This window comes from Plantactinospora sp. WMMC1484 (assembly GCF_049315195.1).
GTDB lineage: Bacteria > Actinomycetota > Actinomycetes > Mycobacteriales > Micromonosporaceae > Plantactinospora.
In genome coordinates, this window is the sequence record NZ_CP186055.1 from 158,685 (window position 1) to 183,568 (window position 24,884).

Genomic DNA, 24,884 nt, shown 5'->3' on the forward strand with positions numbered 1-24,884 from the left:
CGGCAGAATCTCTCCCGGCCGGATGTCCGGAACCACGGCGCGGCAGGTGCCGGTCAGGTCTTGCGGGCCACCCCACCCACGACGGTGTGGTAGGTGTCGGTCTGCCCTGCGTCCTCGTCGCCGTCCGGGCGCCACTCCGCCACCGGGACCAGCCCGGGCGGCAGCAACTCCAGGTCGCCGAAGAAGGCGAGGATCTCCTGGTGGGTACGCCACCGGCCGGTGCCGAGGGTCTCGTTGAAGATCTTCTCCACCCCCCGGACCTTCTGCGAGATGTCCGGGTGGGCATCGCCGGGGTCGTGGAAGTGCGAGATCGCCAGGTAGCTGCCGGAGGGCAGTGCGGCGGTGAGCCGGCGGGTGACGGCGCCGGGCTCCTCGTGGTCGTGCAGGTGATGCAGGATCGCCATGAGCAGCAGCCCGACCGGCTGGTCGAAATCGATCATCCGCCGGACCTCGGGATGGTCGAGGATCTCCTCCGGCTCACGGACGTCGGCCCCGACCACGGTGGTGGTCCGGGCGTCCGCGAGCAGGGCCCGCCCGTGCGCGAGGGCCATCGGGTCGTTGTCGACGTAGACCACCCGGGCGTCCGGGTCCACCTCGTGGGCGATCTCGTGCACGTTGCCCTGGGTCGGCAGTCCCGAGCCGAGGTCGAGGAACTGCCGGATGCCGGCCTCCGCGGCGAGGTGTCGCACCGACCGTCGGAGGAAGGCCCGGCAGGCCCGGCCCGCCTCCAGACCGTCCGGCGTGATCTTCAGCGCCATCTGGGCCGCCTGCCGGTCGACCGCGAAGTTGTCCTTGCCACCGAGGAGGTAGTCGTAGACCCGGGCGATGCTGGCCCGGTTGATGTCCACACCCGGTGGGGCGTTCTCGCTCGTCAAGCCTCGATCCCTCCGAACGGGCACGATGTGGGCACGCCATCGACGCCTGGCCTGAGGGGTTCCCGTCACCGGGCCGGCGTCGGTGCCGGGCGGCGTCACCGGGCGTATCTGCCACGAGATTAGATGAGCTCGCCTCGTACGTCGATCCTGCGACAGCAGGTCTGGACGACACCGCCGTCTCACAGTCCGCGACGATTCCGGCCCGGTCCGGACCCTTTCGGGTAGTCTTGGACCTCGGTCGAGAGGCGCTGCAACGGGCTGACCTGCCCGCCACGCTCGACCCGAGCATTGATCTCTCCAAGGGCGCCTCCGTTCGACGACGGAGGTGGTTTGGTTGGTAACGACGCCGAGTGTCCCCGGCACGCGGGCAGCGCGCACCCGGGCGCTGCGCGAACTGCTCGCCGAGCGGGTCGTGGTGCTCGACGGCGCCTGGGGCACCATGCTCCAGGGCGCCGGCCTCACCCCCGCCGACTACCGGGGCGAGCTGCTCGCCGACCACCCGCAGGACGTGACCGGCGACCCGGACCTGCTCAACCTGACCCGGCCGGACGTCATCCTCGACGTACACCGGCGCTACCTGGCGGCCGGCGCGGACATCACCTCGACGAACACCTTCACCGCGACGAACATCGCCCAGGCCGACTACGGCCTGGAGGCGCTGGTCCCGGAGATGAACCTGCGCGGCGCCCAGCTCGCCCGGCAGGCCGCCGACGAGGCCGGCGGCAGGTTCGTCGCCGGCTCGGTCGGGCCGCTGAACGTGACCCTCTCGCTCTCCCCCCGGGTCGACGACCCGGCGTTCCGGACCGTGACCTTCGACACCGTCCGGGAGGCGTACGCGGAGCAGATCCGCGCGCTGGCCGACGGTGGCGTCGACATCCTGCTCGTCGAGACGATCTTCGACACGCTCAACGCCAAGGCCGCGATCGCCGCCGCCCGGGAGGTCGCGCCCGACCTGCCGCTCTGGATCTCGGTGACCATCGTCGATTTGAGCGGCCGGACCCTCTCCGGGCAGACCGTGGAGGCGTTCTGGACCTCGGTCGCGCACGCCGAGCCGCTGGTGGTCGGGGTGAACTGCTCGCTCGGCGCCGCCGAGATGCGCCCGCACGTCGCCGACCTGTCCCGGCTCGCCGGCACCTACGTCGCCTGCCACCCCAACGCCGGGCTGCCGAACGCGTTCGGCGGCTACGACCAGCAGCCCGAGGAGACCGGGCGGCTGATCCGCGAGTTCACCGACGCCGGCATGGTCAACATCGTCGGCGGCTGCTGCGGCACCGGCCCGGAGCACATCGCCCGGATCGCGGCGGCGGTCGACGGGCGGCCGCCCCGTCCGGTGCCGGCGATCCCGGACGCCACCCGCTTCAGTGGCCTGGAGCCCTTCGCCATCGGCGCCGACACCGGCTTCGTGATGATCGGCGAGCGGACCAACGTCACCGGCTCGGCGCGGTTCCGCCGACTGATCGAGGCCGACGACTACCAGGCCGCCGTCGACGTGGCGCTGGAGCAGGTACGCGGCGGCGCCAACGTCCTCGACGTGAACATGGACGCCGACCTGCTCGACAGCGAGCGGGCGATGACCACCTTCCTGAACCTGATCGCGACCGAGCCCGAGGTCGCCCGCATCCCGATCATGATCGACAGCTCGCGGTGGAGCGTGCTGGAGGCGGGGCTCAAGTGCGTGCAGGGCAAGGGGATCGTCAACTCGATAAGCCTCAAGGAGGGTGAGGAGGCGTTCCTGACGCAGGCCCGCCGGATCCGGGACTACGGCGCCGGCGTGGTGGTGATGGCCTTCGACGAGATCGGCCAGGCGGAGACCACCGAACGCAAGGTCTCGATCTGCGCCCGCGCCTACGACCTGCTCACCCAGCGGGCCGGGTTCGCACCCACCGACATCGTCTTCGACCCGAACGTGCTGGCCGTGGCGACCGGCATCGCCGAGCACAACGGCTACGCCAAGGCGTTCATCGACGCGCTTCCGCTGATCAAGGAGCGCTGCCCCGGGGCCCGGACCAGCGGCGGCATCTCCAACCTCTCCTTCTCGTTCCGCGGCAACGACGTGGTACGCGAGGCGATGCACTCGGCGTTCCTCTTCCACGCCGTACGGGCCGGCCTGGACATGGGAATCGTCAACGCCGGACAACTCGCCGTCTATCAGGACATCCCCGCCGACCTGCTCGAACTCGTCGAGGACGTGCTCTTCGACCGGCGGCCGGACGCCACCGACCGGCTGGTCAGCTTCGCCTCCACGGTCAGCGGCTCCGGCACCCGGCGGGCCGTGGACCTCGGCTGGCGGGAGGCGCCGGTCGCGGAACGGCTCTCGCACGCCCTGGTGCACGGCATCGTCGACTTCATCGAGGCGGACACCGAGGAGGCACGCAAGCAGGCGGACCGCCCGCTCGACGTGATCGAGGGGCCGCTGATGGACGGGATGAAGGTCGTCGGCGACCTCTTCGGCTCCGGCAGGATGTTCCTGCCGCAGGTGGTCAAGAGCGCCCGGGTGATGAAGCGCTCGGTCGCCTACCTGGAGCCGTACATGGCGGCGGAGAAGGAGCAGGCGCTGGCGGCAGGGCTGATCGAGGAGGGCCGCGGCCAGGGCAAGGTGGTGCTGGCGACGGTCAAGGGCGACGTGCACGACATCGGCAAGAACATCGTCGGCGTGGTGCTGGGCTGCAACAACTACGAGGTGGTCGACCTCGGTGTGATGGTGCCGGCGGCGAAGATCCTGGACACCGCCGTCGCCGAGGGCGCGGACGCGATCGGGCTCTCCGGGCTGATCACCCCGTCTCTGGACGAGATGGTCGCGGTCGCCACCGAGATGCGGCGGCGCGAGCTGACGATGCCGCTGCTGATCGGCGGCGCCACCACCTCCCGACAGCACACGGCGGTGCGGATCGCCCCGGCGTACGACGGCAGCACGGTGCACGTGCTCGACGCGTCGAGGGTGGTCGGGGTGGTGTCCGACCTGCTGCATCCGGGGCGCGCCGCCGAGTTGGACCTGCGCAACCGGGCGGAGCAGCAGCGGCTGCGCGAGCAGCACGAGAGGCGGGACCGGGTCCCGCTGCTCACCCTCGCGCAGGCGCGGGCCAACCGCGAGGAGGTCGACGTCACCGAGCTGCCGGTGCCGGCCTTCACCGGCGTACGCACCCTCTCACCCGAGCTGACCGCGCTGCGCGAGATGATCGACTGGCAGTTCCTCTTCCTCGCCTGGGAGTTGAAGGGGAAGTTCCCGGCGATCCTCGACCAGCCGGTGGCCCGGGAGCTCTACGACGACGCCAACACGCTGCTCGACCAGATCATCGCGGCGGGCTCGCTTACCGCTGTCGGGTCCTACGGCTTCTGGCCGGCGCACGCCGACGGTGACGACATCGTGCTGGACGACCCGGCCGGCACCCGCTTCCCGATGCTGCGGCAGCAGACCACCAAGCCGGCCGGCCGGCCGAACCGCTGCCTCGCCGACTACCTCGCCCCGGCCGGCGACCACCTCGGCGGCTTCGCCGTGGCGGTGCACGGCGCCGAGGAGCTGGCCGCCGGCTTCGAGGCGCGGCACGACGACTACCGGGCCATCATGGTGAAGGCGCTGGCCGACCGGCTCGCCGAGGCGTTCGCGGAACACCTGCACCTGCGGGCCCGCCGCGACTGGTACGAGCCGGACGCCGACCCGGCGATCGAGGACCTGCACGCCGAACGGTTCCGGGGGATCCGCCCCGCCCTCGGCTATCCGGCCAGTCCCGACCACAGCCTCAAGCGCGATCTCTTCGAGCTGCTCGACGCCGAGCGCCTCGGGATGGGGCTGACGGAGTCGTACGCGATGACCCCGGCCGCCAGCGTCAGCGGCCTGCTCTTCGCGCACCCGGCGTCGCGCTACTTCACCGTCGGCCGGCTCGGCCGCGACCAGGTCGAGGACTATGCCCGGCGGCGCGACCTGCCGCTCGCCGAGGTGGAGCGCTGGCTCCGCCCGAACCTCGGCTACGACCCCGAGCAGTAGCAGGTCCGGCGGGATCCAGCCTCATCCACCGTTGCGGCGAGATTACTCTCGATAGATCGATTTACGCCTATCCGCCGTTCGGCTCACTACCCTGGTCAGTGGCGGCCAACGGGAGGAGATGCCGGTGGAACTGCGAGGCCCGACCTCTTGGCGGATCGGCATCCGCAGGCAGGAGTTTCTGCTCGACTGCGCACTGTGGATCCGGGCGAGCGAGCGAATCGAGGTGCCGGCACACCGGCTGGTGCCCGGTCCGCTGGACATCGAGGAGATCCCGGAGCCGGCCCGATCGGTCGAGCACGTGCCGGGCGCCGAATGGCTCGGCTGGTGGCTTTCGCTGGTCGACCCGGCGGGTCAGCGCCCGCAGCCCGGCGCCGGTCTGGAGCCCGCCGACGACACCCCCGACCCGCTCGGCCTGGCGCCGTGGCCGACGCTGCGCCGGGTCGTCGCGGAACGCTGGCAGGAGGCCCACGAGTGGCACTCCGCACGCCGGCAGGACGCCCTCCCCCGGCCCGGCCCCGGCACACTGGTCGTCAACCGGGTGGTGGACGAGGTCGAACACTCACTGGGCCGCTCGGTGCGCCCGTTCAGCCTCGACATCGTGCTGCTCCCGGTACGCGACGACGTCATACGCCGGGTGGATCACGAGCGCTATCTGGTCCCGGAACGGGTGCACGACAGTCCACGGTGGCCGGTCTGGCTCCGCAGCCTCGTGCAGCGGATCGGCTGACCGGCGCCTCGTCCGGGGATCGGCTGACCGGCGCCTCGTCCGGGGATCGGCCGACCGGCCTGGACTGTCGGTGGCAGTCGGTATCGTCCCGGTGGTCCGTCAGCCTGCCCGGGATGTCCCCGGCCGTGGACGTGGGAGGAGTCACAGATGCTCGACCTGGGACCTGCCGCTCAGGAGGTGATCCGGCTGCTCGACGGGGTGACCGACGACCAGTTGTCACACCCGACGCCGAGCACCGACACCTCGGTCGCCGCGCTACTCGACCACCTGATGGGCCTCTCGCTCGCCTTCACCTGGGCCGCCCGCAAGTCCGACGGCGACGGCTCCGGCCCGCCGGAGGCCAGCGCCGACAACCTCGACCCGGCCTGGCGTAGCCTCCTGCCGCGCCGGCTCACCGAGCTCGTCGAGGCCTGGCGTGCACCGGATGCCTGGACCGGCATGGCCAGCGCCGGCGGCGCGACCCTGCCGGCCGAGTCCATGGGCGTGGTCGCCCTCGACGAGCTGGTGCTGCACGGCTGGGATCTGGCCAAGGCGACCGGGCAGCCGTTCCACTGCGACCCGGCCAGCACGGAGGCGGTGCTCGCGTTCACCGCCGAGTCGGCCCGGCCGGAGCAGGCCGCCGGCCGCGAAGGCCTGTTCGGTCCGGTGGTGCCGGTGCCGGCCGACGCACCGCCCTTCGACCGGGCGTTGGGCTTCTCCGGCCGCGATCCCCACTGGACGCCACCGGCCTGAACACCGGGCGGCCGGCGAGGGGTAGGGTGCCGCCGTGGCGAATCTCTGGAAGGGCGTGACGGCGACGGTCAACCGGGTGGCCCGGCGCAGCCCCAGGCCGGCCCCCGGCCCCATCCCCGCCCAGCTCGCACGGCGGCGCCAGGTCACCGCGTTGCAGCGCCGGGAACTGGTCTACGCACCCGAGTTGGACGGGCACGCCGATCCGGGCGAGATCGTCTGGACCTGGGTGGCATACGAGGACGATCCCCGGCAGGGCAAGGACCGCCCGGTGCTGGTCGTCGGGCGGGTCAGCCGGACACTGTTCGGCCTGATGCTCTCCAGCAAGAGTGACCGGGACGGCCAGCGGCACTGGCTCGCGCTCGGCCCCGGCGAGTGGGACCGGGACAACCGGCCGAGCTGGATCCGGCTCGACCGGGTCCTCACGATGCGGGAGGACAGCATCCGGCGGGAGGGCGCGATCCTCGACCGGCCCCGCTTCGACCGGGTCGGCCGCGCCCTCCGCACCAGCTACGGCTGGCGCTGACCTTACGTGCAAGGAGGGGGCCCTTCTTATCGTTTTCTGTATAAGAAGGGCCCCCTCCTAGCACCGCAGCGCTACTGCTTGAGGTAGCTGTTGTAGAAGACCGGGGTGCCGAACTGCTCGGAGATGATCAGTCCTCCGACCTTCGCGCCGCTGACCATGAACGTGTTGTCCTGGAAGAGCGGCACGACCGGGGCGTACTTCTCCATGATCATCTGGTCGACCTTGGCCCACTCCGGGCCCGCCTCGCCGGCCGGCAGGTTGCTCACCCGGTCGATCTCGGCGTTGACGTCGTCGGCGTTGAAGTACGACACGTTGGAGTTGCCCTGCGGGCCGAGCTTGCGGCCGTCCCAGAGCACCGGGATCGTCGAGACGGCACTCGGCCAGTCCGCCGCCCAGTTCGACAGGTAGATGTCGTACGGGTTGCCCCGGGTCCGCGCCGTCGGGTTGTGGTCCTCGACGTACTGCACGGTGACGTCGAATCCGGCCTTCTCCAGGCTCTGCTCGACGATCGGCGCGGTCTCCTGGCCGAAGGCACTGGTGCGGGACATGAAGACCAGCTTCGGCTGCTGGCCGCCGAGCAGCTCCTTGGCCTTCTCCGGGTTGCCGGTCGGCCCGCCGTCGTAGGGATTCGGGTAGTTGGTCTGCCCGATGGTGGTGTCGGCCAGCAGGGTGTGGGTCAGCTTGCCGGCGGCGTCGCCGCCCTGGGTCGCGAGCAGCCCCTGCTTGTCGATCGCGTACGCGATCGCCTGCCGCACCTTGACGTCGGAGATCCGCTCGTTGTTGATGCTCAGGTACCAGACGGAGGGTGCGGTCTTGCGCAGCACCCGATCGCCCAGCGATTTGTCGCCGAGCACCTGGTTGACCAGCGCCTGCGGGATCTCCTCCCAGGCCACGCCACCCTGGTCGGCACCCTGGCCGGCGAGCACCCGCTCGGTGGCGGCGGTGTCGTTGGGGCCGATCTCGACCTCGATGGTGTCCGGGTAGGCGTGCCGGAGCGGGTCGGTCTTGGCGTCCCAGTTCGGGTTGCGCTCCAGCACGAAGCGGGTGTCCGGGACGTACTCCTTGATCTTGTATGGCCCGGAGGAGACGACCCGGCGGTCGTACTCGGTCTTGGTGTCCTGGGCCTTCGGCACCGGCACCGAGGTCGGCAGCGAGAGCGCGAACGGCAGGTCGCAGTGCGGCTTGGCAAAGGTGAAGACCAGGGTCCGGTCGTCTCTCACGGTCAGCCCGGGGACACTGTCGCTGCCCGAGGTGTACGGCCCCTTGTAGCTGGCGTTGTAGGTCGGGTTGTCGGCCAGCCACTCCTGGATGTAGGTCGGGCCGCCGTCGATGCTCTCCTCGAAGGAGCGGGCGATCCCGTACGCCACGTCGGCCGCCCGGATCGGCGAGCCGTCCTCGAACTTCACCCCCTCCTTGAGGGTGTACTCCCAGGTCCTACAGTCGTCGTTCACGTCCTTGCCCGGATCGGTGGCGAGGTCGCCGACCAGCAGCACGTTGCCCTTGCCGTCCTCCTTGAAGACGGTCAGGGTCCGGGCGAACATCTGCTGGATGGACATGCCGAGGAAGGTGTAGGTCCGCTGCGGATCCAGGTGCTCGAAGTCCTCCTCCTTGTAGAGCTTCAGCACACCGCCGGGCTGCGCCCCGGGCACCTCGGCCGCCGGCCCCTGGGAGTCCTTCGGATCCGTCGCGATCGAGCTGGTGAACTGCTTGCCACCGCCGTTGTCGGAGTCACCGTTCTCTCCGGTGTTCTCCGAGCAGGCGGCCAGCGCACTGGCCGCGAACACGAGCGCGGCGCTCGTCGCGGCCACCGCGAGCCTGGGTCGCATGGGAATTCCTCCTGGTCTCGTTCCCGCAGGTCAGAATCTGATCGGCGTTGATCTGTTGAAGGAAATATTCATTCAAGCAGACTTGAAGGTAAGTTTCATAGCAGTAACAATGGGACAACGTTTCCGCAGCCGCCACCGGCCGCCATGTGCCGGTCATCCGGGCCGGAGCCGGTCATCCGAGCCGGACCCGGGGATCGACGACCGCGTACAGCACGTCGACCAGGACGTTGGCGGCGACGACGAAGACGGCGGCTAACAGCACCGTCGCCATCACGATCGGCATGTCCAGGTTGAGCGCGGCGTTCAGCGCCGTCCGGCCGAGTCCGGTGAACCCGAAGACCGTCTCGGTGATGACCGTGCCGCCGAGGTAGGCGCCGAGGTCCAGCCCGGCGATGGTGATGATCGGGGTGATCGCGGCACGCAGCGCGTGCCGGCCGTACACGGTGATCTTGGCCAGTCCCTTGGCCCGCGCCGTCCGGACGAAGTCCTCGGAGAGGGTCTCCAGCATCTGCGCCCGGGAGAGCCGGGCGTAGGTCGCGGAGTTGAGGAAGCCGAGCGCGAACCAGGGCAGGATCATCGCCGTGGCCCAGGCCACCGGGTTCTCGGTGAGCGGCGTGTAGCGGGGATAGTTCAGCAGGCCGGTCTCGTAGACCAGGCCGATCAGCAGCAGCGGCCCGAAGAGCAGGATCGGCATGGAGGCGCCGACCAGCGAGGTGCCGACCGCGAGCCGGTCGAAGACGGTGCCCCGGCGCAGCGCCGAGACCATCCCGATCGAGACGCCCAGCACCAGCCAGACCACGGCGGCGCCGAAGACGATGCTCAGGGTCACCGGCAGGGTGCGGCCGACGATCCCGGTCACCGGCTCGTCGCTGCGGAACGAGAAGCCGAGGCAGGGCGCCGGGCAGTCCCGGGCCGTCTCGCCGCTGCCGATCGTACGGCCGACGAAGATGCCGCGCATGAAGTCGCCGTACTGCACGACGATCGGCCTGTCGAGCCCCATCCGGCGCTCGATCATCTCGATCCGCTCCGGGCTGCAGACGTTCTTGCTGTCCCCGCACATCAGCTCGGCCGGGTTGTTGGGGACCGCGAAGAACAACCCGAAGGTGACCACGCTGACCGCGAACAGGGTGCTCAGCGCCAGCAGCACCTTCTTGACCACGAACCGCAGCACGGACGACGCCTCCTTCCTGCCCGCCCTCGGACTCGACTGCCTACTCGACTATCCGTTTCGGTTACCTGCTCGACTTCGGGTCGAGCGCGTCGCGCAGCGAGTCTCCGAAGAGGTTGAACGCCAGCACCAGCAGGAAGAGCGTGGTGCCGCCGACGATGGTGAAGCTCGGCACGTCCCGGATGTAGCGGACACTGTCGTTGATCAGCCGGCCGAGGTCGGGGGTCGGCTCCAGCACCCCGATGCCGAGGAAGGACAGCGCCGCCTCCGCCGTGATCAGGGCTGGGACGTTGAGCGAGAAGGTGACCAGGATCGGTGCCCAGAGGTTCGGCAGGAGCTGCCGGAACAGGATGTGCCCGAGCCCTGCCCCGGAGGCCCGCGCCGCCTCCACGAACTCGCGCTCGCGCAGCGAGAGCACCTGCCCCCGGACCAGCCGGGCCGAGATCGTCCAGTTGAACAACACGAAGATCATCACCAGCAGCGCCGGCCGGAACCACGGCGACACCTCGTCGCGCGGCCCGTAGAACTGGTTGACCGCGAGCGGCACGAAGGCGAAGCAGAAGATGTAGAACGGGAAGGCCAGCGCCAGGTCGATGACCCAGGTGATCGCCGCGTCGACCCAGCCGCCGACGTACCCGGCGACGATGCCGATCACGACGCCGAGCGCGATCGTCAGCACCGCGGCGGTGAAGGCGATCATCAACGAGGTACGCAGCCCGTAGACGACCTGGATGAAGATGTCCCGGCCGATCCCCGGCTGGATGCCGAACCAGTGCTCGCCGGAGACCCCGGCGTAGCCGAGCGGGAAGCCGTTGCGGTCCAGCCGTTCCGGAAAGCGCTCCTGCGGACCCTTGCCGTAGAGCCGGGCCACCAACGGCGCGGCCACCGCCAGCAGGACGAAGAAGACCAGCGTGGCGCCGCTGACCAGCGCCACCCTGTCCCGGCGCAGCCGCCGCCAGGCGAGCTGCCCCGGCGACCGCCCGACGAACCCGTCGCCCGCCGCGACCGGTGCCGCCCCGGCCTCCGGTGCGGCGGCACTGTCCGGCGGCGACCCGGCCGGCAGCATCCCGTCCGGACCCGGCCCGGCGGCGGGAGCCGGCGGCACCGGATCGACTCCCGCCGCCACCGCCCCGGCCTGGGACGCCATCTGCTGCTCGCTCATTGGTGCAGCTCACCCTCCTCCGGGAAGTGGCAGGCCACCGCGCCGGTCCGACCGGGATGTCCGGTCAGCGCCGGTTCCTCGGCCGCGCAGATCTCCTGCGCCTTCCAGCAGCGGGTCCGGAACCGGCAACCGGAGGGCGGGTCAAGGGGCGTCGGCACGTCCCCGGCCAGCCGGATCCGCCCCGCCGGCCCCAACTTCGTCACGTCCGGCACGGCGGAGAGCAGCGCCCGAGTGTACGGATGGCGGGGCCGCTCGTAGATCTCCGCCCGGTCACCGGTCTCCACGATCTTCCCGAGGTACATCACGGCGATCCGCTGGCAGAAGTGCCGGACCACCGCGAGGTCGTGCGCGATGAAGACGAAGGCCAGCCCCAGCTCGCGTTGCAGGTCGCGGAGGAGGTTGACCACCTGCGCCTGGATCGAGACGTCCAGCGCGGAGACCGGCTCGTCGGCGACGATCAGCTTCGGCCGCAGCGCGAGCGCGCGGGCGATCCCGATCCGCTGCCGCTGCCCGCCGGAGAACTCGTGCGGGTAGCGGTTGTAGTGCTCAGGATTCAACCCGACCAGTTCGAGCAGTTCCCGGACCCGCTGCCGCACCCCGCCGGGCGGGACGATCCCGTTGACCTGCAACGGCATCGCCACGATCCGGCCGACGGTGTGCCGGGGGTTCAGCGACGCGTACGGGTCCTGGAAGATGATCTGGAGGTCCTGTCGCAGCGGGCGCAGCTCGGCCCGGGAGGCGTGCGTGATGTCCCGCCCCTCGAAGACGATCCGGCCGGCGGTCGGCTCCAGCAGGCGTACCAGCAGTCGGCCGGTGGTGGTCTTGCCGCAGCCCGACTCGCCGACCAGGCCCAGGGTCTGCCCCGCCCGCACCTCGAAGTCGACCCCGTCCACCGCGCGGACCAGCCCGGCGCGGCGGAACCCGGAGCGCACCGGAAAGTGCTTGGCCAGCCCGGTCACCGACAGCAGTGGCCCGGCGGCAGAATCGGCGGGGTCGGCGGGCAGCGGCGCCGCCCCGGCCCGCTGGTCCACGCTCACCGTGCCACCCCCACCTGGGCGATCTCGTCGGCGTAGTAGCGCTGCCGGTCAGCCTCGGACAGGTGGCAGGCGACCAGGTGACCCGGCTCCGCGACCGGCAGCAGCTCGGGGACCTCGGTCGAGGCCCGGCCGGCGGTGCGGTCGGCGTAGCGGCAGCGGGGGTGGAAGGCGCAGCCGGCCGGCAGGTGGATCAGGCTCGGCGGGTTGCCCGGAATCGGCACCAGGTCCGCGTCCGCGTCACCGTGCAGCGACGGCACGCTGGAGAGCAACCCCCAGGTGTACGGGTGCTGCGGCCGGCGCAGCACCTGCTCGACGCTGCCGTGCTCGACGGCCCGGCCGGCGTACATCACCAGCACGTCGTCGGCGACCTGGCTGACCACCCCGAGGTCGTGCGTGATCAGCACGATCGCCGAGTGGAACTCCGCCTGCAGGTCGGCGAGGAGGTCGAGGATCTGCGCCTGCACGGTGACGTCGAGCGCGGTGGTCGGCTCGTCCGCGACCAGCAGGTCCGGGTCGTTGACCAGCGCCATGGCGATCATCACCCGTTGCCGCATCCCGCCGGAGAACTCGTGCGGATACTGCTCTGCCCGGCGGGCCGGCTGCGGGATGCCGACCCGGTCCAGCATCTCGACGGCGCGCCGCCACGCCGCCCGCCGACCCGCCTCCCGATGGTGCACCCGGTACGCCTCGGCGATCTGCCGGCCGACGGGATAATAGGGATGCAGGGCGGAGAGCGGATCCTGAAAGATCATCGCCACGTCCCGGCCGCGCAGCCGGCGACACTCGGCCTCGGGCATCCCGACCACGTTCCGCCCACCGACCAGGATCTCGCCGCTGATCTCCGTACGCCTCGGGTCGTGCAGGCCGAGCACGGCCAGGCTGGTGACGCTCTTGCCCGAGCCCGACTCGCCGACGATGCCGAGCGTGCGGCCCCGCCGCACGGCGAAGGAGAGCCCGTCGACCGCGTGCACGACCCCGTCCTCGGTGCGGAACCGCACCCGCAGATCCCGCACCCGCAGGTACGGGTCGGCCTCCGGGGTCGGGTCGGCCTCCGGGGCTGGGCCGGCCTCCGGGCTGCCGGACGACGCTGCCGTTTCCGCCGTTCCCACCAGCGCCCTCCTTCTCCTGCTCCGTCACCCGTTCCGCCGCTCACCGCCCCGGTTGATCTGCGCCAACCCGAGGGAGCGTGAAGGTAACCTACAGCAGAGTTTGGAGGCTGAAAATAAGCTCCATGTGTCGATCTCCGACCCGCCGGGCTCCCCCGGCCGGCGGTCCGGCACATCACCCCTATTCAAGTAGCTCCGGTCCGCCCCTGTCGACCCCGCCCGGCTCCCCGGCACCGTCCCGATCGCCGCGGATCCGGCCGGCGATCCGGCGTACGTCGTCGAGGGTCTTCGGGCCGGACGGCGCCGTCGCCACCGCGTCCTCGAAGAGGGTCACCGCCGCCCACTCCTCCGCCGGGCAGCCGTCAGGAGCACAGGCGGGACACGTACCGGCCCAGTGCGCCGCCAGGAGGCGGCGCGCCACGTCCAGGATCTCGGCCGACCCGCCACCCTCAGCGGGCATGGCGGCGCAGCACGTCGAGCCGGACCATCAGTTCGACGCAGGGCGGATGCGGCTCGACGGACTCCCACGAGCAGGTCGGATGGTCGTGCCCGGTGACCCAGACCCAGAGGTGGCCACCGTCCTCCCGAGTCACGCCAGCATGGACCTTCGTCACGGTCATGTCGCAGTACGCGGTGCAGGGCAGGTCGTGGAGGTGGTGCCAGTCCCCGGCCCGGAGCCGGAGCAGAACACCGGCCGGCAGTTCGGGGATCTCGGGCGGCGGGACGTGCGGCGGCTTCGTCATCGCGCCGTCACCGCTTCGGCCCCGGCACCCGCACCCACCGGCGACCGTCCCACCGGTAGTCATGCACCCGGCGCTGCCGCAACCAGATCCATCCTCGTGTCCTCGTCAACATCGCTCCTCCTTCGTCTCGAACGACAATGGCGCTGGTAGGCGGCCACCGATGTTCGGTAGTGGCGCGCCACAGCCAGCCAACTCCCCCGCAGCAGACGCCGGGAGAGCTCGAATGAGGACGAGTGGTGTAGCGACTCCACACTCCGTGTGAACAGCACACCGTTACCCTGTACTGGTCCTTTCGTAGAAGCGGGTGATGGATGGAGCCGAACATCCTGCTCAATGCGCTCATCCATGAGGCAGGCATGTCCCGTGCTGGTTTGGCGACCCGGATCAACCGGCTCGGACACAACAGCGGCAAGCCCACCCGCTACGATCACACGTCCGTAGGCCGATGGATGAAGGGGCAACGCCCACGCGGCTACGTTCCCGAGATCATTTGTGAGCTTCTCAGCGAGCGTCTGTCGCGACGGATCACCCTCGAAGACATCGGCATGGGGCGGCCGGACAGCACGCACGGTGCGCCGCTGTCGGGCTTCATCGCCCGCGCCACCGCACTCTGGCGCTCGGACCAGGAGGGCCGCGACCTTACCGACACACCGCTCATCGCCGGGCTGAACGCCGTCGCGCCCGTCTGGGAATGGGAGAACCCACCTGACGACACCGATGTATCGCGGCCGTCGGGTCCCCGCGTCGGAGCTGGAGATGTCACCATGCTCCGAACCGCCCGCCGACATTACGAATCGATGTATCGGCAAGTCGGAGGGGTCACCACCTGAGTTCGTGTGGTGAGGTTTCTGGTGGAGCACACCGTACCGCTACTGCACGGCTCCTACAGCGACCGGACAGGCCGCAACCTGTTCCGAGCAGCCGGCGGGCTGGCTGCCATCGCCGGGCTCTGCGGGTACGACTCTGACGCTCATGGCCTCGCACAGCGCTACTTCCATCAAGCGCTAAGGCTGGCCAAGGCGTCCAGCGATCGCCGGTTCGGCGGATACGTCGTCGCCCTGTTGGTCAACCAGGCGATGTTCCTGAGAGAGTACCGGCAGGCCATCGGGTTCGCCGAGGCAGGGCTCCGCAGCGCCGGCTCCCATATTTCTCCGGCGCTCAGGACCGATTTGTTCGTGATGAAGGCAAAAGCGTTCGCCGGCATGAAGGCCGTCAGGGACGCACACCACTGCATGGCGCTTGCCGAGCAGACGGCGACGCGGATCCGCCGAGAAGACGAGCCGCCGGAGACGGAGTACATGCAGCCCGGCCTCCTGGAGGCGCAGCTTGCCGAAGCGCTCATTAGCCTCGGAGACCTGGAACCGGCCCGGGAGTACGCCGAGGAGGCGGTCCGCCTGCGCACTCATGCGCGCGGTCGTGCCCACCGGCTGGCAACGCTCACGACGGTGGAACTCAAGCGTGGCGAGGTGGAACGGGCTGCGATGTCTGCTGTGCAGATGGTCGAGCTCGCCGTGGGCATGGAGTCCTGGCGGCTGCGCGACCGGCTCGGCCAGCTACGCGGGCGCCTCGCTCAACATCGCGCCGCCGTGGCGACGGAAGCTGTTGCCCGAATCGACGAGGCGTTGTCGATCTCGCTGTAGCCTGGCGAACCAGACAGACGAGAAGGGTGGTCGACGGCCGATGCGGTGGAAAAACCTTGGCGAGCACACCGTCTATGAAAACAAGTGGCTGACGGTCAACCTCGCGGACGTGGAACTGCCCAACGGCAAGCGCCTCGATCATTTTCTGATCCGGCAGCGCCCCGTCGCGCTCTGCGCCGCCGTCAACGATCGGCACGAAGTTCTGCTGTTGTGGCGGCACCGGTTCATCCCCGACACGTGGGGGTGGGAACTACCGGCCGGCGTAGTTGACGTCGACGAGACGGTCGAACAGGCGGCTGCCCGCGAGATGCTCGAAGAAACCGGCTGGCGGCCCGGGCGGCTGGAACGGCTCATCACGGTCGAGCCGTCCAACGGCCTGTCCGACGCGCAGCATCACGTGTACCTCGCCGACGGCGCCGAGTACGTGTGCGAACCCGAGGACGACTTCGAATCCGAGAAACGGGAATGGGTTCCGCTCGCCAGAATCCCCGACATGATCGCTAACGGTGAGATCCGCTCATCGAACACAGTCGCTGCTCTTCTCTTGCTCCACCACCGACTTCTGCCGCGGCTAACCCAGAAGAGCGACAACGGTATTGAGGACGACAGCGCGGCAGTGGCCGGCATACCCTGAATATTGCAGTGCCTCAGCGAGTGGCTTGAAGTTGGTGTCCGGACGTCGAAAACAAGCCATCGACGTCTTCCGCTGGCATACCAGCATCACGGGGAAGCCTGCATCGCAACTCCTCCGGGCACCCGGACGAGCCGGTACGAGCAGCTCTCCAGCGAACCCGGAAGAGACATCGTCGGCTAATCCTACCCTGTGGTGTTGCAGCACCGCGACCGACCGCGGTACGTAGCCTGCCAAACACGCCATCGAAGGTTAACTGACCATCGAGGCGCCACCTAAGCACCGGAAGATAGACGTGCCGCGTGGTAAACGGCACGCTCTTAGCTGAGCCAAGTCGGTCTTCAGGTTGTTGGATGTTCAAGCAGGCTGGGTGTTAGGTCCGTGATATTGGTGCATCGTTCAAACAGCACCGCGTCGCGTGAATCGTCGGCTGATCCTTGCTCGGAATGACTCGCCTACAGTAACTCTAGAGTTCCGGCCGCGCCCGGCGTCCTCGGTGCTTTATAATACATGGAAATTCTCGATCCGTCGATGACGGCGAATTTCCTGGCAACGTAACCGAACCTGAAAGATTCGAAAGGAATCCACACCTCGCATTTTCGTTCTCCGGCCAGCACTGGAATCCGAACCTCCCCCCAAGACGACTTGGTCCTTGGCGGTGCGCCGTCTACACGAACCATCGGCGTTAGCGTCTCGTAGATTGCGCGAGCGTCACTGTCGTAGCGAAGGTCCACAATCAGCTCGCCAAAGCCCGCCGGGATATCCGTTGCCATAGCACCTCTCTCAATTCCTTCGCCGGGGATTATTCGAACCTCACCGAGCATAGTACGTCCACCCCTTCGACCCTCACGATGTTGTAGTTTGGAGGTCACTCTGACGCCAAGTAACCCAACGAGAAACGCGACGGCCGATAGCCCAAGCCCACAGAAAAGCACCGCAACCGCGAGGATGCGCACAATTCCGGCCCACAGCGTCAAGATTAGGTTACCTGGACGCGCATAGGTACATTCTCGATGCTCGGGGAGCCGGCAGTATTCGACGATCTCAACCGACTTCGCCTTATCCTCGGGCGTCACGATAGACGCACTGACGGTCGTACGTACCGAGCGGCCATCGACAAGCTTTACTACAACGTCACACTCCCACCACATACCGACACCGTTTTTGGTCAATGGGCCCGCTTCCACGCAGTTGAGGACATCAGCCATACCCGTGGTGCGATACCCGGGACGCGTCACCATGTCACCGCTATAGAGGCTACGAACTGTAGTTAACGCAAGGGCGATCAACGACGTTACGGCGAGTACACCTACCCCGAAGAACAGGTAGACAGCGAGGGTCTTTACATATAATCCGAAGCCCTCCACAGGGACCCCCTCGCGGTCATCCAAACAAATTGGTCACGAAGCCTGAAAACACATTTTCTGGTCGAAACTTGATCTCATCGCCCACATTCCCAGGAAGGAATCCATTGATACCACCGGCAGCTGTTGCCGCAGGAGTTGCATCTTTCATGATACGCCCATAAAGACGGGCATCAGTAGTCGCTATTGCCTTGTGCATCTTCACAAGAGACTTCACTCCGGCCGGCGTAAATAGTTCACCGGTGTCCTTATTTGCAAGGTTCTTTGCCGTATTCCAGCCATTACGTCCAGCCGTGCCGATGACGTTTCGGCCCAAGTTCGTTGACGCTGCGAGCACACCTCTCTCAGCGATTTCGCTACCCATCCCTACGATGCTTTTGGCTAGTGTCACGTAATTGAGATCTTTTACGTGCCTTGGTGTTACTTCGTGGTGATTGACTCTGGCTCGTGGCGTTGACGCAGCAGCAGCGGGCTGAGCTGTCCAGTCTGGTCGGTGACCGGCGGGTGGACGCGGTGGTGGCGGGGCGGGCGCGGATGGTGTTGTGGCGCGACGAGGGCCACAGCGCGGAGGAGGTCGCGGCCTTGGCGGGGGTGTCGCGTCCGACGGTGAACACCTGGGTACGCCGCTACCACGCTCGTGGCGTGGCGGGTCTTGCCGATCGGCCCCGGCCGGGTAAGCCTGCCGAGGTTCCCGGCTCGGTGCGGGCGCGGATCCTCGCCCTGACCCGGATGACGCCACCGGCGGTGACTGGGCTGACGCACTGGTCGAGCCGGGAACTGGCGAACTACCTGGCCAGACACGAGAGCATTACGGTGTCGCACAACTTCATCGCCGACCTGTGGCGCCAGCATGGACTTGCCCCGCACCGGTCCGGCACCTTCAAGCTCTCCCGGGATCCGGCGTTCGCCGACAAGGTCGTCGACATCGTCGGCCTGTACCTGAACCCACCCGACGGAGCGGTCGTCCTCTGCGTCGATGAGAAGACACAGGTCCAAGCGTTGGACCGGACGCAGCCGCTGCTGCCGATCGACTTCGACCGCACTGAGAAACGCACCCACGACTACGTCCGGCACGGCACCACGAATCTCTTCGCCGCCCTCGACGCCGCCACCGGCCAGGTCACCGCCCGCTGCTTCCCGAAACGACGCGGCAGTGAGTTCCTGACCTTCATGAAGACCGTCGCCGCCGCCTACCCCGACCGCGAACTGCACGTGGTCGTGGACAACCTGTCCACCCACGCCACTGACGAGGTGAAAGCCTGGCTCGCCGCCAACCCTCGGATCGTCTTCCACTTCACCCCCACCGGCTCATCGTGGTTGAACATGATCGAGATCTGGTTCGGGATCATCACCCGGCAGGCGATCCGGCGCGGCACCTTCACCTCAGTCACCCGCCTGACCAGGGCGATCAACGACTACGTCACCGCGTGGAACATCGACGCGAAACCGTTCGTCTGGACCGCGACCCCCAGCGAGATCCTGGCCAAGGTCCGCTGGGTCCATACCGAGGTCCGCAAACTCCTCACCAACAACGACAAGTAAACGACCTCAATTACGCGACACTAGTGCACCCGCTCCCTTGGACACTATCGAACCTCCTACAGCTCCAAGCGCACCGCCGGCAGCACCAAAAACTGCCCCGCCAAGCGCTCCCAGCACAATATCTCCAACATCTCCGCCCTTCAGACCGGCTGTCAGACCTGCTCCGACCGCACCGGCGACGTGTTGGTCACCGAGCCCATCCCCCCGGAAGGCACCTCGATCCACTCGAACGTCCCGGTCAACGAGTCGCTCTTGTCTGCGTCCGGGAAGACCGCGGAGAAGGTGGGGCTCACCGTGCCCACGGTCAGCACGCCGGACGCCGGACAGACAACGCCGGCAACCTGCAGGCCGTTGGGCGGGCCGGGCTCGGTGTCGTAGTCCACATAGAGCTTCGCGTTGTTGGGGAAGAACTTTTCCACCTGTTCTGGGTTGACTCGCCGGAACCGTCCGAGGCCCGGGCGGTGAACCCGACCGTGATCGTCGACCATTTCTCGTTCGCAGCGGTCTGCAGCCGGCTGGTCACGGTCGATCCCGAAAAGTTCATGATCATGTCGGGTTGGATCGAGTCGCAGCCACCCGCCTCGTTCGCGTGGCCCCCGTGGTCGATCGATGACAGTGCGCCGATGACTGTACGGAGATCGAAGATCACGTGTAAAGAGCCCTTACAACTGGTAGTCACGAATCAGGCAAAGTTGTCCGACCATCGGAGGCCACCACGCATCGCAGCGTCCCGCCACCATGCGCCGGTCACCGGCGACATCGATTCCGACGAACCGGTCGTCGACGGTGCGGCGGTCCGGCTCGTCTGCGAGACCATCCCGCCGGCCGACGCCACCACCGACAAGGTGCTCAAGATGCACTACCACGCCACCGCCGGATTCTCCGCGCCGCGGAGATCCGGCCGGAAGGGCTGCTCGCCGGGCGCTGACCCGGACACCTCGCATAGGGTCGTCCCGTGATCGCCGTCCAATCCTGGCCGGACGGCGGATCGCAGATCGCGGACCGTGGACCGGGGCGAGCGCAGCGAGGAGATGTCGATGGCCGAGTTCGACGTGGCGACGGCGGCGGTGCAGGCCGCCCTCGACGCCGGGGCCCGGTACGCCGACGCGCGGGTGATGCACCAGCGGTACGAGTCGATGTCCGCCCGCAACGGCGAGATCGAGTCCGTCACCCAGGTCGAGAGTGCCGGAGTCGGCGTACGCGCACTGGTCGGCTCGGGGTGGGGCTTCTACGCCGTACCCGATCTCTCGGAGCCGGCGGCCCGGACGGCGGGTGAGCGGGCCGCGCGGATCGCCGCCGCGAGTGGCCGGGTCGCCGGTCCCGGCAGCAGCCTGCTGTCGGTGCCGGCCAGCACCGGGTCGTGGAGTTCGCCGTGTGCCGTCGACCCGCTCGCGGTGCCGCTGTCGGACAAGGGTGACCTGCTGGTCGGGGCCACCGGCACGTCCCGGGAGCACGGCGCCGACCTGGCCGAGGGGATCTACCAGATCTGGGACACCCGCAAGTGGTTCGTCTCCAGCGAGGGGCACCGGATCGACCAGCACATCCGGGAGTCCGGTGCCGGGATCTCGGCGACGGTGATCGGCGACGGCGAGACGCAGCGCCGCTCCTACCCCAGCTACCGGGGGCAGTACGGCAGCCAGGGCTGGGAGCTGGTCGACTCCCTCGACCTCGGCGCGCACGCCGCCCGGATCGCCGAGGAGGCCCGGGAGCTGGTCACCGCGCCGCTCTGCCCGGCCGGCGAGACCACGCTGATCCTCGGCGGCGAGCAGATGGCGTTGCAGATCCACGAGTCGGTCGGGCACGCCATCGAACTCGACCGGATCCTCGGCTGGGAGGCCGCCTTCGCCGGCACCTCCTGGCTCGACCTCGACCAGCTCGGCGCGCTGCGCTACGGCTCCGAGCTGATGAACGTCACCATCGATCCGACCATCCCGGGCGCGCTGGGCAGCTTCGGCTTCGACGACGAGGGGACCCCGGCGGCCAAGCGTGACGCGGTCCGCGAGGGGCGCTGGGTCGGCACGCTGGCCGGACGGGACTCCGCCGCCGTCGCCGGGCTGGACTACGCCGGCAGCGTCCGGGCCGACGGCTGGGCCCGGCTGCCGATGGTCCGGATGACGAACGTCGGGCTGGAGCCCGGCCCGCACACCCTGGACGAGATGATCGCGGCGACCGACGACGGCGTACTGATGGACCTGAACCGATCCTGGTCGATCGATGACAAGCGGCTCAACTTCCAGTTCGGCTGCGAGATCGGCTGGGAGGTCAGGAACGGACGGCGGGGCCGGATGCTGCGCAACCCCACCTACACCGGGATCGGGCCGCAGTTCTGGCGCTCGATGGACATGCTCTCCTCGGAGACCGTGGCCTGGGGTACGCCGAACTGCGGCAAGGGCCAGCCCGGACAAGTCGGTCATACCGGGCATCCCGCCGCGCCCGCGCGGTTCACCAAGGTCCGGGTCGGGGTCCGAGGATGACGGCGGCGAGGCAATGGAGGCAGTGATGAGAAGCCCACTCGATCTCGCCGGTCGGGTCGTCGACCTGGTCCGGCAGGTCGCCGGGCCGGGCGCGGAGGCCGAGGCCGGCGCCGAGCACGCCGAGCTGGCGCTGACCCGGTTCGCCAACTCCTTCATCCACCAGAACATGGCCGACGTCGCCACGGTGGTGCGGCTGCGGCTGCACCTGGACGGGCGTACCGCCACCGGGGTCTCGACGGTGGTCACCGACGAGGGGCTGCGTGGACTGGTCGAACGTACCGTCTCGGCGGTCCGGCACTGCCCGCCCGACCCGGGCTGGCCGGGGCTGACCCCGCCGTCCACGATCGACGGTGCCGGCAACGGCAGCGGCAGCGGCGTCAACGGCAGCGGCGTCAACGGCAGCAGCGGCAGCGGCAGCGGCAGCGGCAGCGGCAGCGGCTACTGGGACGGCAACTGGGACGAGGCGACCGCTGCCGCCGGTCCGGAGCAGCGGGCCGAGCGGGTCCGGGAGTTCGTCGAGGCGGCCGGCGGGCTGGAGACGGCGGGCTACTGCCGCAGCGGGCGCCGGGAGGCCGCCTTCGCCAACACCGCCGGGCACGCGGTGCGCGGGCGCAGCACCGAGGCGGCGATGGACGGGATCGCCCGGTGCGGCGGCGCCGACGGGGTCGCCCGGCTCGGCTCGTACCGCCTCGCCGACCTGACCGGCGGCGTGCTCGGTGCGCGGGCGTCGGTGAAGGCGCGGGCCGGGGTCGCTCCCGTCGAACTGCCGCCGGGGCGCTACGAGGTCGTACTCGAGCCGACCGCCGCCGTCGACCTGCTGCAGAACTTTTCGTTGTACGGCTTCAACGGCAAGGCGTACAACGAGCAGCGCTCGTTCGCCGTACCGGGGGCGGAACAGTTCGACCGGTCGGTCACGCTGCTGGACGACGCGCTGGCCGGGCCGGCGATGCCGTTCGACGCGGAGGGGACGGCGCGGAGCCGGGTCGCACTTGTCGAGGAGGGTGTCACCCGGAGCGTCGCGCACGACCGGCGGACCGCCGCCGAGGCCGGCACCGCCTCCACCGGGCATGCCGTGCCGGCCGGCCCGGTCGCCGGGGCGTTCCCGCTGTATCTGGGGCTCACCCCCGCGCCGTCGCCGGAGGGCACGCCGAGGGCGGCCGAGGCCTCCGGGCCGGCGGTCGACGCGGACACCGCCGCCCTGGTCGCCGAGGTACGCCGTGGACTGCTCGTCACCGACTTCTGGTACACCCGGGTCCTCGACCCGAAGAGCCTGGTCGTCACCGGACTGACCCGCAACGGCGTGTGGCTGGTCGAGGATGGTGAGGTCGCCGCCGCCGTGCAGAATTTCCGGTTCACCCAGTCGTATCCGCAGGCGCTCGCCCCCGGCGCGGTACTCGGGATCGGCCGGCACGCCGCGCTGCAGTCACAGACCTTCAGCAACGCCTGGTGGTCGGCGCCGCCGCTCCGGCTGGCCTCGTGGAACTTCACCGGCGGCGCCTCCGGCTGACCGGTGCCCGACCCGCCGAGTTGACAGACGGGTCGGGCGGGGATGCCCAGATCGCTTCGCGGTGCTTCACTGTGTGGCGTGACGGACGACGCGAGCACCCCCGCCGCCGACGACACGACGAGCGGCGCCCACCGGTCCGTGTCCGACCCGGCGGCACCGCAGCCCGAACCGGCGGCCCGGCAGCCCGACCCGGCCGCGCAGCGACGGCGGCGGCGGCTGACCATCGCCGTCATCGCCGGTGCGGCGGTCGTCGTCCTGCTGGTCTGCGGCTGCCTCGGCGCCTTCGCCGCCGGCCTGGGCCGGTTCACCCGGGAGTCCGACCGGGAGCGGACCGCGCAGGCGCGGGCCGAGTCCGCCTGCCGGGACCTGGAGAAGCGGCTCAACCGGTTGCTCCCGCCCGGCGCCACCGACAGCCCGGGACAGCGGGCGGCGGCGATCCGGGACGAGAACGCCGCGGTCCGGCCGTTCCTCTCCGACGTCGAGCGGCTGCGCGGCTGGTGGGACGCGGACCCGGACGACGACGAGCGGCGCGGTCGTGGCCAGTACTGGCAGCAGTTGGTCGATGCCCGGAGCAGCTACGCGGATGCCCTCGACCGGCAGGTGACCAACGGCGAGCCGGCGTTCTTCCTGGCGCCGCGCGATGCGCTCGGCCGGCCGGTGGTGGACCGGTTGCAGCACGGGCCGGAGGAGTGTGCCGCCTCCGCCAGGCGACTCGCCGCCCCCGATCTCTGAGCCGTGCCCGATCTCTGAGCCGTGCCCCGGGTGGCCCCGCCCGCACGACGGGGCGGGTCGCGCAGAGTGAAGTTCTGCACAACCGCACGACTATCCGCGGGCAGGACTTTCGTAATCGGCAGGAAACCCGCGAGACTCCCTTGCGCATGTGCCGGTAAGCGTGCGGCGTAACGTGTGCACCGACGCGGACGCAGGTAGCGCGGCTGCGGGTCCCCCCTGCCCCCGCGCGCCCCGCCGGAACACCATCCGTGCCCGTCAGCCAGACCGGGCCCCGTCAGGGAGACATAGATGACTACGAGGACGGCCCCACCTCCGGCCGGACTGCCGGGGAGCGTGCGCCAGCGCGCGTCCATCGCGGCAAGAACCCTGCGTACCGACCGCTGGTGGTTCGCACCACTGATCACGGTGATCGGACTCGGCGCCTGGGTCACGTACGCGACGGTGCGGGTATTCATGCACGACCTCTACTGGGTCCCGGACTACCACTACCTGACCCCGTTCTACTCGCCGTGCGTGACGGAGGCCTGCATTCCGGAGGCGGCGCACCTCGGCCGGGTGCTGCCCGGCTGGTGGATCATCCCGGATGCCGCGCTGACCCTGCCGTTCCTGCTGCTGTTCCGGCTCACCTGCTATTACTACCGCAAGGCCTACTACCGGTCGTTCTGGCTCTCGCCGCCGGCCTGCGCCGTCCCGGACGGGCACAAGACCTACACCGGGGAGACCCGCTTCCCGCTGCTCGGGCAGAACCTGCACCGCTACACCTTCTACGCCGCCGTGATCATCTCGCTGATCAACAGCTACGACGCGATCCTCGCCTTCCACAGCCCGGAGGGCTTCGGTTTCGGCCTCGGCAACCTGGTCCTGCTCGGCAACGTCGTGATGCTCTGGGCGTACACGCTCTCCTGCCACTCCTGCCGACACATCGCGGGCGGCCGGCTCAAGCACTTCTCCGCGCATCCGGTGCGCTACCGGTTCTGGACGTTCGTCTCCAAGCTCAACGTCCGGCACATGCAGCTCGCCTGGATCACCCTGGGCACGCTGGCGCTCACCGACTTCTACGTCATGGCACTCTCCGCCGGCTGGTTCGACGACCTGCGGTTCATCAACTAAAGG

The 24,884-nt window shown here is 69.3% G+C and carries 23 protein-coding genes, 1 pseudogene and 1 riboswitch; of the genes and pseudogenes, 13 read left to right on the forward strand and 11 right to left on the reverse strand.

Annotated elements, in window-relative coordinates:
• Positions 1-53 precede the first annotated feature (53 nt).
• Positions 54-875 carry an SAM-dependent methyltransferase gene (locus ACN28C_RS00715; RefSeq protein ID WP_422771691.1) on the reverse strand — a complete coding sequence of 274 codons (822 nt, stop codon included), beginning with the start codon at positions 873-875 and terminating at the stop codon, positions 54-56.
• 234 nt (positions 876-1,109) lie between these two features.
• A riboswitch (S-adenosyl-L-homocysteine riboswitch) is annotated at positions 1,110-1,191 on the forward strand.
• A gap of 18 nt (positions 1,192-1,209) precedes the next feature.
• Here ACN28C_RS00715 and metH point away from each other — a divergent pair.
• The 4 genes from metH (at position 1,210) to ACN28C_RS00735 (ending at position 6,839) form a co-directional block, all read left to right on the forward strand.
• On the forward strand, positions 1,210-4,857 hold the full coding sequence (gene metH, locus ACN28C_RS00720; RefSeq protein WP_422771692.1) for a methionine synthase: 3,648 nt from the start codon (positions 1,210-1,212) through the stop codon (positions 4,855-4,857).
• Between the two features lie 124 nt (positions 4,858-4,981).
• Positions 4,982-5,584, forward strand: coding sequence for a hypothetical protein (locus ACN28C_RS00725; protein WP_422771693.1), 603 nt, complete (start codon positions 4,982-4,984; stop codon positions 5,582-5,584).
• A gap of 147 nt (positions 5,585-5,731) precedes the next feature.
• The gene (locus ACN28C_RS00730) at positions 5,732-6,316 is read left to right on the forward strand and encodes a TIGR03086 family metal-binding protein (RefSeq protein WP_422771694.1); all 585 of its coding nucleotides are present in this window, start codon (positions 5,732-5,734) and stop codon (positions 6,314-6,316) included.
• Between the two features lie 34 nt (positions 6,317-6,350).
• A complete protein-coding gene (locus ACN28C_RS00735; protein WP_422771695.1) occupies positions 6,351-6,839 on the forward strand; it encodes a type II toxin-antitoxin system PemK/MazF family toxin in 489 nt (162 codons plus the stop codon).
• 71 nt (positions 6,840-6,910) lie between these two features.
• On the opposite strand, the gene ACN28C_RS00740 is transcribed toward ACN28C_RS00735, so the two are convergent.
• The 7 genes from ACN28C_RS00740 to ACN28C_RS00770 form a co-directional block, all read right to left on the reverse strand.
• Positions 6,911-8,665, reverse strand: a complete 1,755-nt coding sequence (locus ACN28C_RS00740; RefSeq protein ID WP_422771696.1) for an ABC transporter substrate-binding protein — start codon at positions 8,663-8,665, stop codon at positions 6,911-6,913.
• 172 nt (positions 8,666-8,837) lie between these two features.
• The gene (locus tag ACN28C_RS00745; protein ID WP_422771697.1) at positions 8,838-9,836 is read right to left on the reverse strand and encodes an ABC transporter permease; all 999 of its coding nucleotides are present in this window, start codon (positions 9,834-9,836) and stop codon (positions 8,838-8,840) included.
• Between the two features lie 61 nt (positions 9,837-9,897).
• Positions 9,898-10,995, reverse strand: coding sequence for an ABC transporter permease (locus ACN28C_RS00750; protein WP_422771698.1), 1,098 nt, complete (start codon positions 10,993-10,995; stop codon positions 9,898-9,900).
• Positions 10,992-12,026, reverse strand: a complete 1,035-nt coding sequence (locus ACN28C_RS00755) for an ABC transporter ATP-binding protein (RefSeq protein ID WP_422774918.1) — start codon at positions 12,024-12,026, stop codon at positions 10,992-10,994. Before ACN28C_RS00755 ends, ACN28C_RS00750 begins: the two co-directional genes overlap by 4 nt.
• Positions 12,027-12,028: 2 nt before the next feature.
• Entirely contained in the window at positions 12,029-13,141 is a 1,113-nt protein-coding gene (locus ACN28C_RS00760) for an ABC transporter ATP-binding protein (protein WP_422771699.1), read from the reverse strand.
• Between the two features lie 178 nt (positions 13,142-13,319).
• Positions 13,320-13,598 (reverse strand): hypothetical protein, encoded by a 279-nt coding sequence (locus ACN28C_RS00765; RefSeq protein ID WP_422771700.1) that lies wholly within the window; start codon positions 13,596-13,598, stop codon positions 13,320-13,322.
• Positions 13,588-13,881 (reverse strand): hypothetical protein, encoded by a 294-nt coding sequence (locus tag ACN28C_RS00770; protein ID WP_421497079.1) that lies wholly within the window; start codon positions 13,879-13,881, stop codon positions 13,588-13,590. The genes ACN28C_RS00765 and ACN28C_RS00770 overlap by 11 nt, the downstream gene beginning before the upstream one ends.
• Before the next feature lie 311 nt (positions 13,882-14,192).
• Here ACN28C_RS00770 and ACN28C_RS00775 point away from each other — a divergent pair, with 311 nt between their 5' ends.
• From ACN28C_RS00775 to ACN28C_RS00785, 3 genes are read left to right on the forward strand one after another with little or no spacing between them, the layout of a single operon-like run.
• On the forward strand, positions 14,193-14,711 hold the full coding sequence (locus ACN28C_RS00775) for a hypothetical protein (RefSeq protein WP_422771701.1): 519 nt from the start codon (positions 14,193-14,195) through the stop codon (positions 14,709-14,711).
• A 21-nt stretch (positions 14,712-14,732) separates the two neighbouring features.
• Positions 14,733-15,521, forward strand: coding sequence for a hypothetical protein (locus ACN28C_RS00780; protein WP_422771702.1), 789 nt, complete (start codon positions 14,733-14,735; stop codon positions 15,519-15,521).
• Positions 15,522-15,561: 40 nt separating this feature from the next.
• Positions 15,562-16,155 (forward strand): NUDIX hydrolase, encoded by a 594-nt coding sequence (locus ACN28C_RS00785; RefSeq protein WP_422771703.1) that lies wholly within the window; start codon positions 15,562-15,564, stop codon positions 16,153-16,155.
• 452 nt (positions 16,156-16,607) lie between these two features.
• Here the strand turns inward: ACN28C_RS00785 and ACN28C_RS00790 are convergent, their stop codons facing one another.
• Positions 16,608-17,519 (reverse strand): DUF6346 domain-containing protein, encoded by a 912-nt coding sequence (locus ACN28C_RS00790; RefSeq protein ID WP_422771704.1) that lies wholly within the window; start codon positions 17,517-17,519, stop codon positions 16,608-16,610.
• A gap of 16 nt (positions 17,520-17,535) precedes the next feature.
• On the reverse strand, positions 17,536-17,880 hold the full coding sequence (locus tag ACN28C_RS00795; protein ID WP_422771705.1) for a hypothetical protein: 345 nt from the start codon (positions 17,878-17,880) through the stop codon (positions 17,536-17,538).
• An 83-nt stretch (positions 17,881-17,963) separates the two neighbouring features.
• On the opposite strand from ACN28C_RS00795, the gene ACN28C_RS00800 reads away from it, so the two are divergent.
• Positions 17,964-19,058, forward strand: coding sequence for an IS630 family transposase (locus ACN28C_RS00800; RefSeq protein WP_422771706.1), 1,095 nt, complete (start codon positions 17,964-17,966; stop codon positions 19,056-19,058).
• 167 nt (positions 19,059-19,225) lie between these two features.
• On the opposite strand, the pseudogene ACN28C_RS00805 reads toward ACN28C_RS00800, so the two are convergent.
• Positions 19,226-19,653 (reverse strand): annotated as a pseudogene (locus ACN28C_RS00805) (LamG domain-containing protein); the annotation flags it as partial.
• A 97-nt stretch (positions 19,654-19,750) separates the two neighbouring features.
• Here ACN28C_RS00805 and ACN28C_RS00810 point away from each other — a divergent pair.
• The 5 genes from ACN28C_RS00810 to ACN28C_RS00830 all read left to right on the forward strand — a co-directional run bounded on the left by ACN28C_RS00810 (position 19,751) and on the right by ACN28C_RS00830 (position 24,881).
• Positions 19,751-20,017: a hypothetical protein gene (locus ACN28C_RS00810; RefSeq protein WP_422771707.1), complete on the forward strand. Its 267-nt coding sequence runs from the start codon at positions 19,751-19,753 to the stop codon at positions 20,015-20,017.
• A gap of 78 nt (positions 20,018-20,095) precedes the next feature.
• Complete coding sequence (locus ACN28C_RS00815; RefSeq protein ID WP_422771708.1) at positions 20,096-21,532, forward strand: TldD/PmbA family protein; 1,437 nt, start codon at positions 20,096-20,098, stop codon at positions 21,530-21,532.
• Positions 21,533-21,557: 25 nt separating this feature from the next.
• Positions 21,558-23,039 (forward strand): TldD/PmbA family protein, encoded by a 1,482-nt coding sequence (locus tag ACN28C_RS00820; RefSeq protein ID WP_422771709.1) that lies wholly within the window; start codon positions 21,558-21,560, stop codon positions 23,037-23,039.
• A gap of 78 nt (positions 23,040-23,117) precedes the next feature.
• A complete protein-coding gene (locus tag ACN28C_RS00825; RefSeq protein WP_422771710.1) occupies positions 23,118-23,771 on the forward strand; it encodes a hypothetical protein in 654 nt (217 codons plus the stop codon).
• Positions 23,772-24,059: 288 nt separating this feature from the next.
• Complete coding sequence (locus ACN28C_RS00830; protein ID WP_422771711.1) at positions 24,060-24,881, forward strand: hypothetical protein; 822 nt, start codon at positions 24,060-24,062, stop codon at positions 24,879-24,881.
• Positions 24,882-24,884 lie beyond the last annotated feature (3 nt).

Excerpts from the sequence above, each read along its gene's own strand:
- ACN28C_RS00795 (WP_422771705.1), bottom strand. The coding sequence starts at position 17,880 with ATGGGTAGCGAAATCGCTGAGAGAGGTGTGCTCGCAGCGTCAACGAAC.
- ACN28C_RS00785 (WP_422771703.1), top strand. The coding sequence starts at position 15,562 with ATGCGGTGGAAAAACCTTGGCGAGCACACCGTCTATGAAAACAAGTGG.
- ACN28C_RS00830 (WP_422771711.1), top strand. The coding sequence starts at position 24,060 with ATGACTACGAGGACGGCCCCACCTCCGGCCGGACTGCCGGGGAGCGTG.
- ACN28C_RS00730 (WP_422771694.1), top strand. The coding sequence starts at position 5,732 with ATGCTCGACCTGGGACCTGCCGCTCAGGAGGTGATCCGGCTGCTCGAC.
- ACN28C_RS00775 (WP_422771701.1), top strand. The coding sequence starts at position 14,193 with ATGGAGCCGAACATCCTGCTCAATGCGCTCATCCATGAGGCAGGCATG.
- ACN28C_RS00750 (WP_422771698.1), bottom strand. The coding sequence starts at position 10,995 with ATGAGCGAGCAGCAGATGGCGTCCCAGGCCGGGGCGGTGGCGGCGGGA.
- ACN28C_RS00820 (WP_422771709.1), top strand. The coding sequence starts at position 21,558 with ATGAGAAGCCCACTCGATCTCGCCGGTCGGGTCGTCGACCTGGTCCGG.
- ACN28C_RS00740 (WP_422771696.1), bottom strand. The coding sequence starts at position 8,665 with ATGCGACCCAGGCTCGCGGTGGCCGCGACGAGCGCCGCGCTCGTGTTC.
- ACN28C_RS00765 (WP_422771700.1), bottom strand. The coding sequence starts at position 13,598 with ATGCCCGCTGAGGGTGGCGGGTCGGCCGAGATCCTGGACGTGGCGCGC.
- ACN28C_RS00770 (WP_421497079.1), bottom strand. The coding sequence starts at position 13,881 with ATGACGAAGCCGCCGCACGTCCCGCCGCCCGAGATCCCCGAACTGCCG.
- ACN28C_RS00815 (WP_422771708.1), top strand. The coding sequence starts at position 20,096 with ATGGCCGAGTTCGACGTGGCGACGGCGGCGGTGCAGGCCGCCCTCGAC.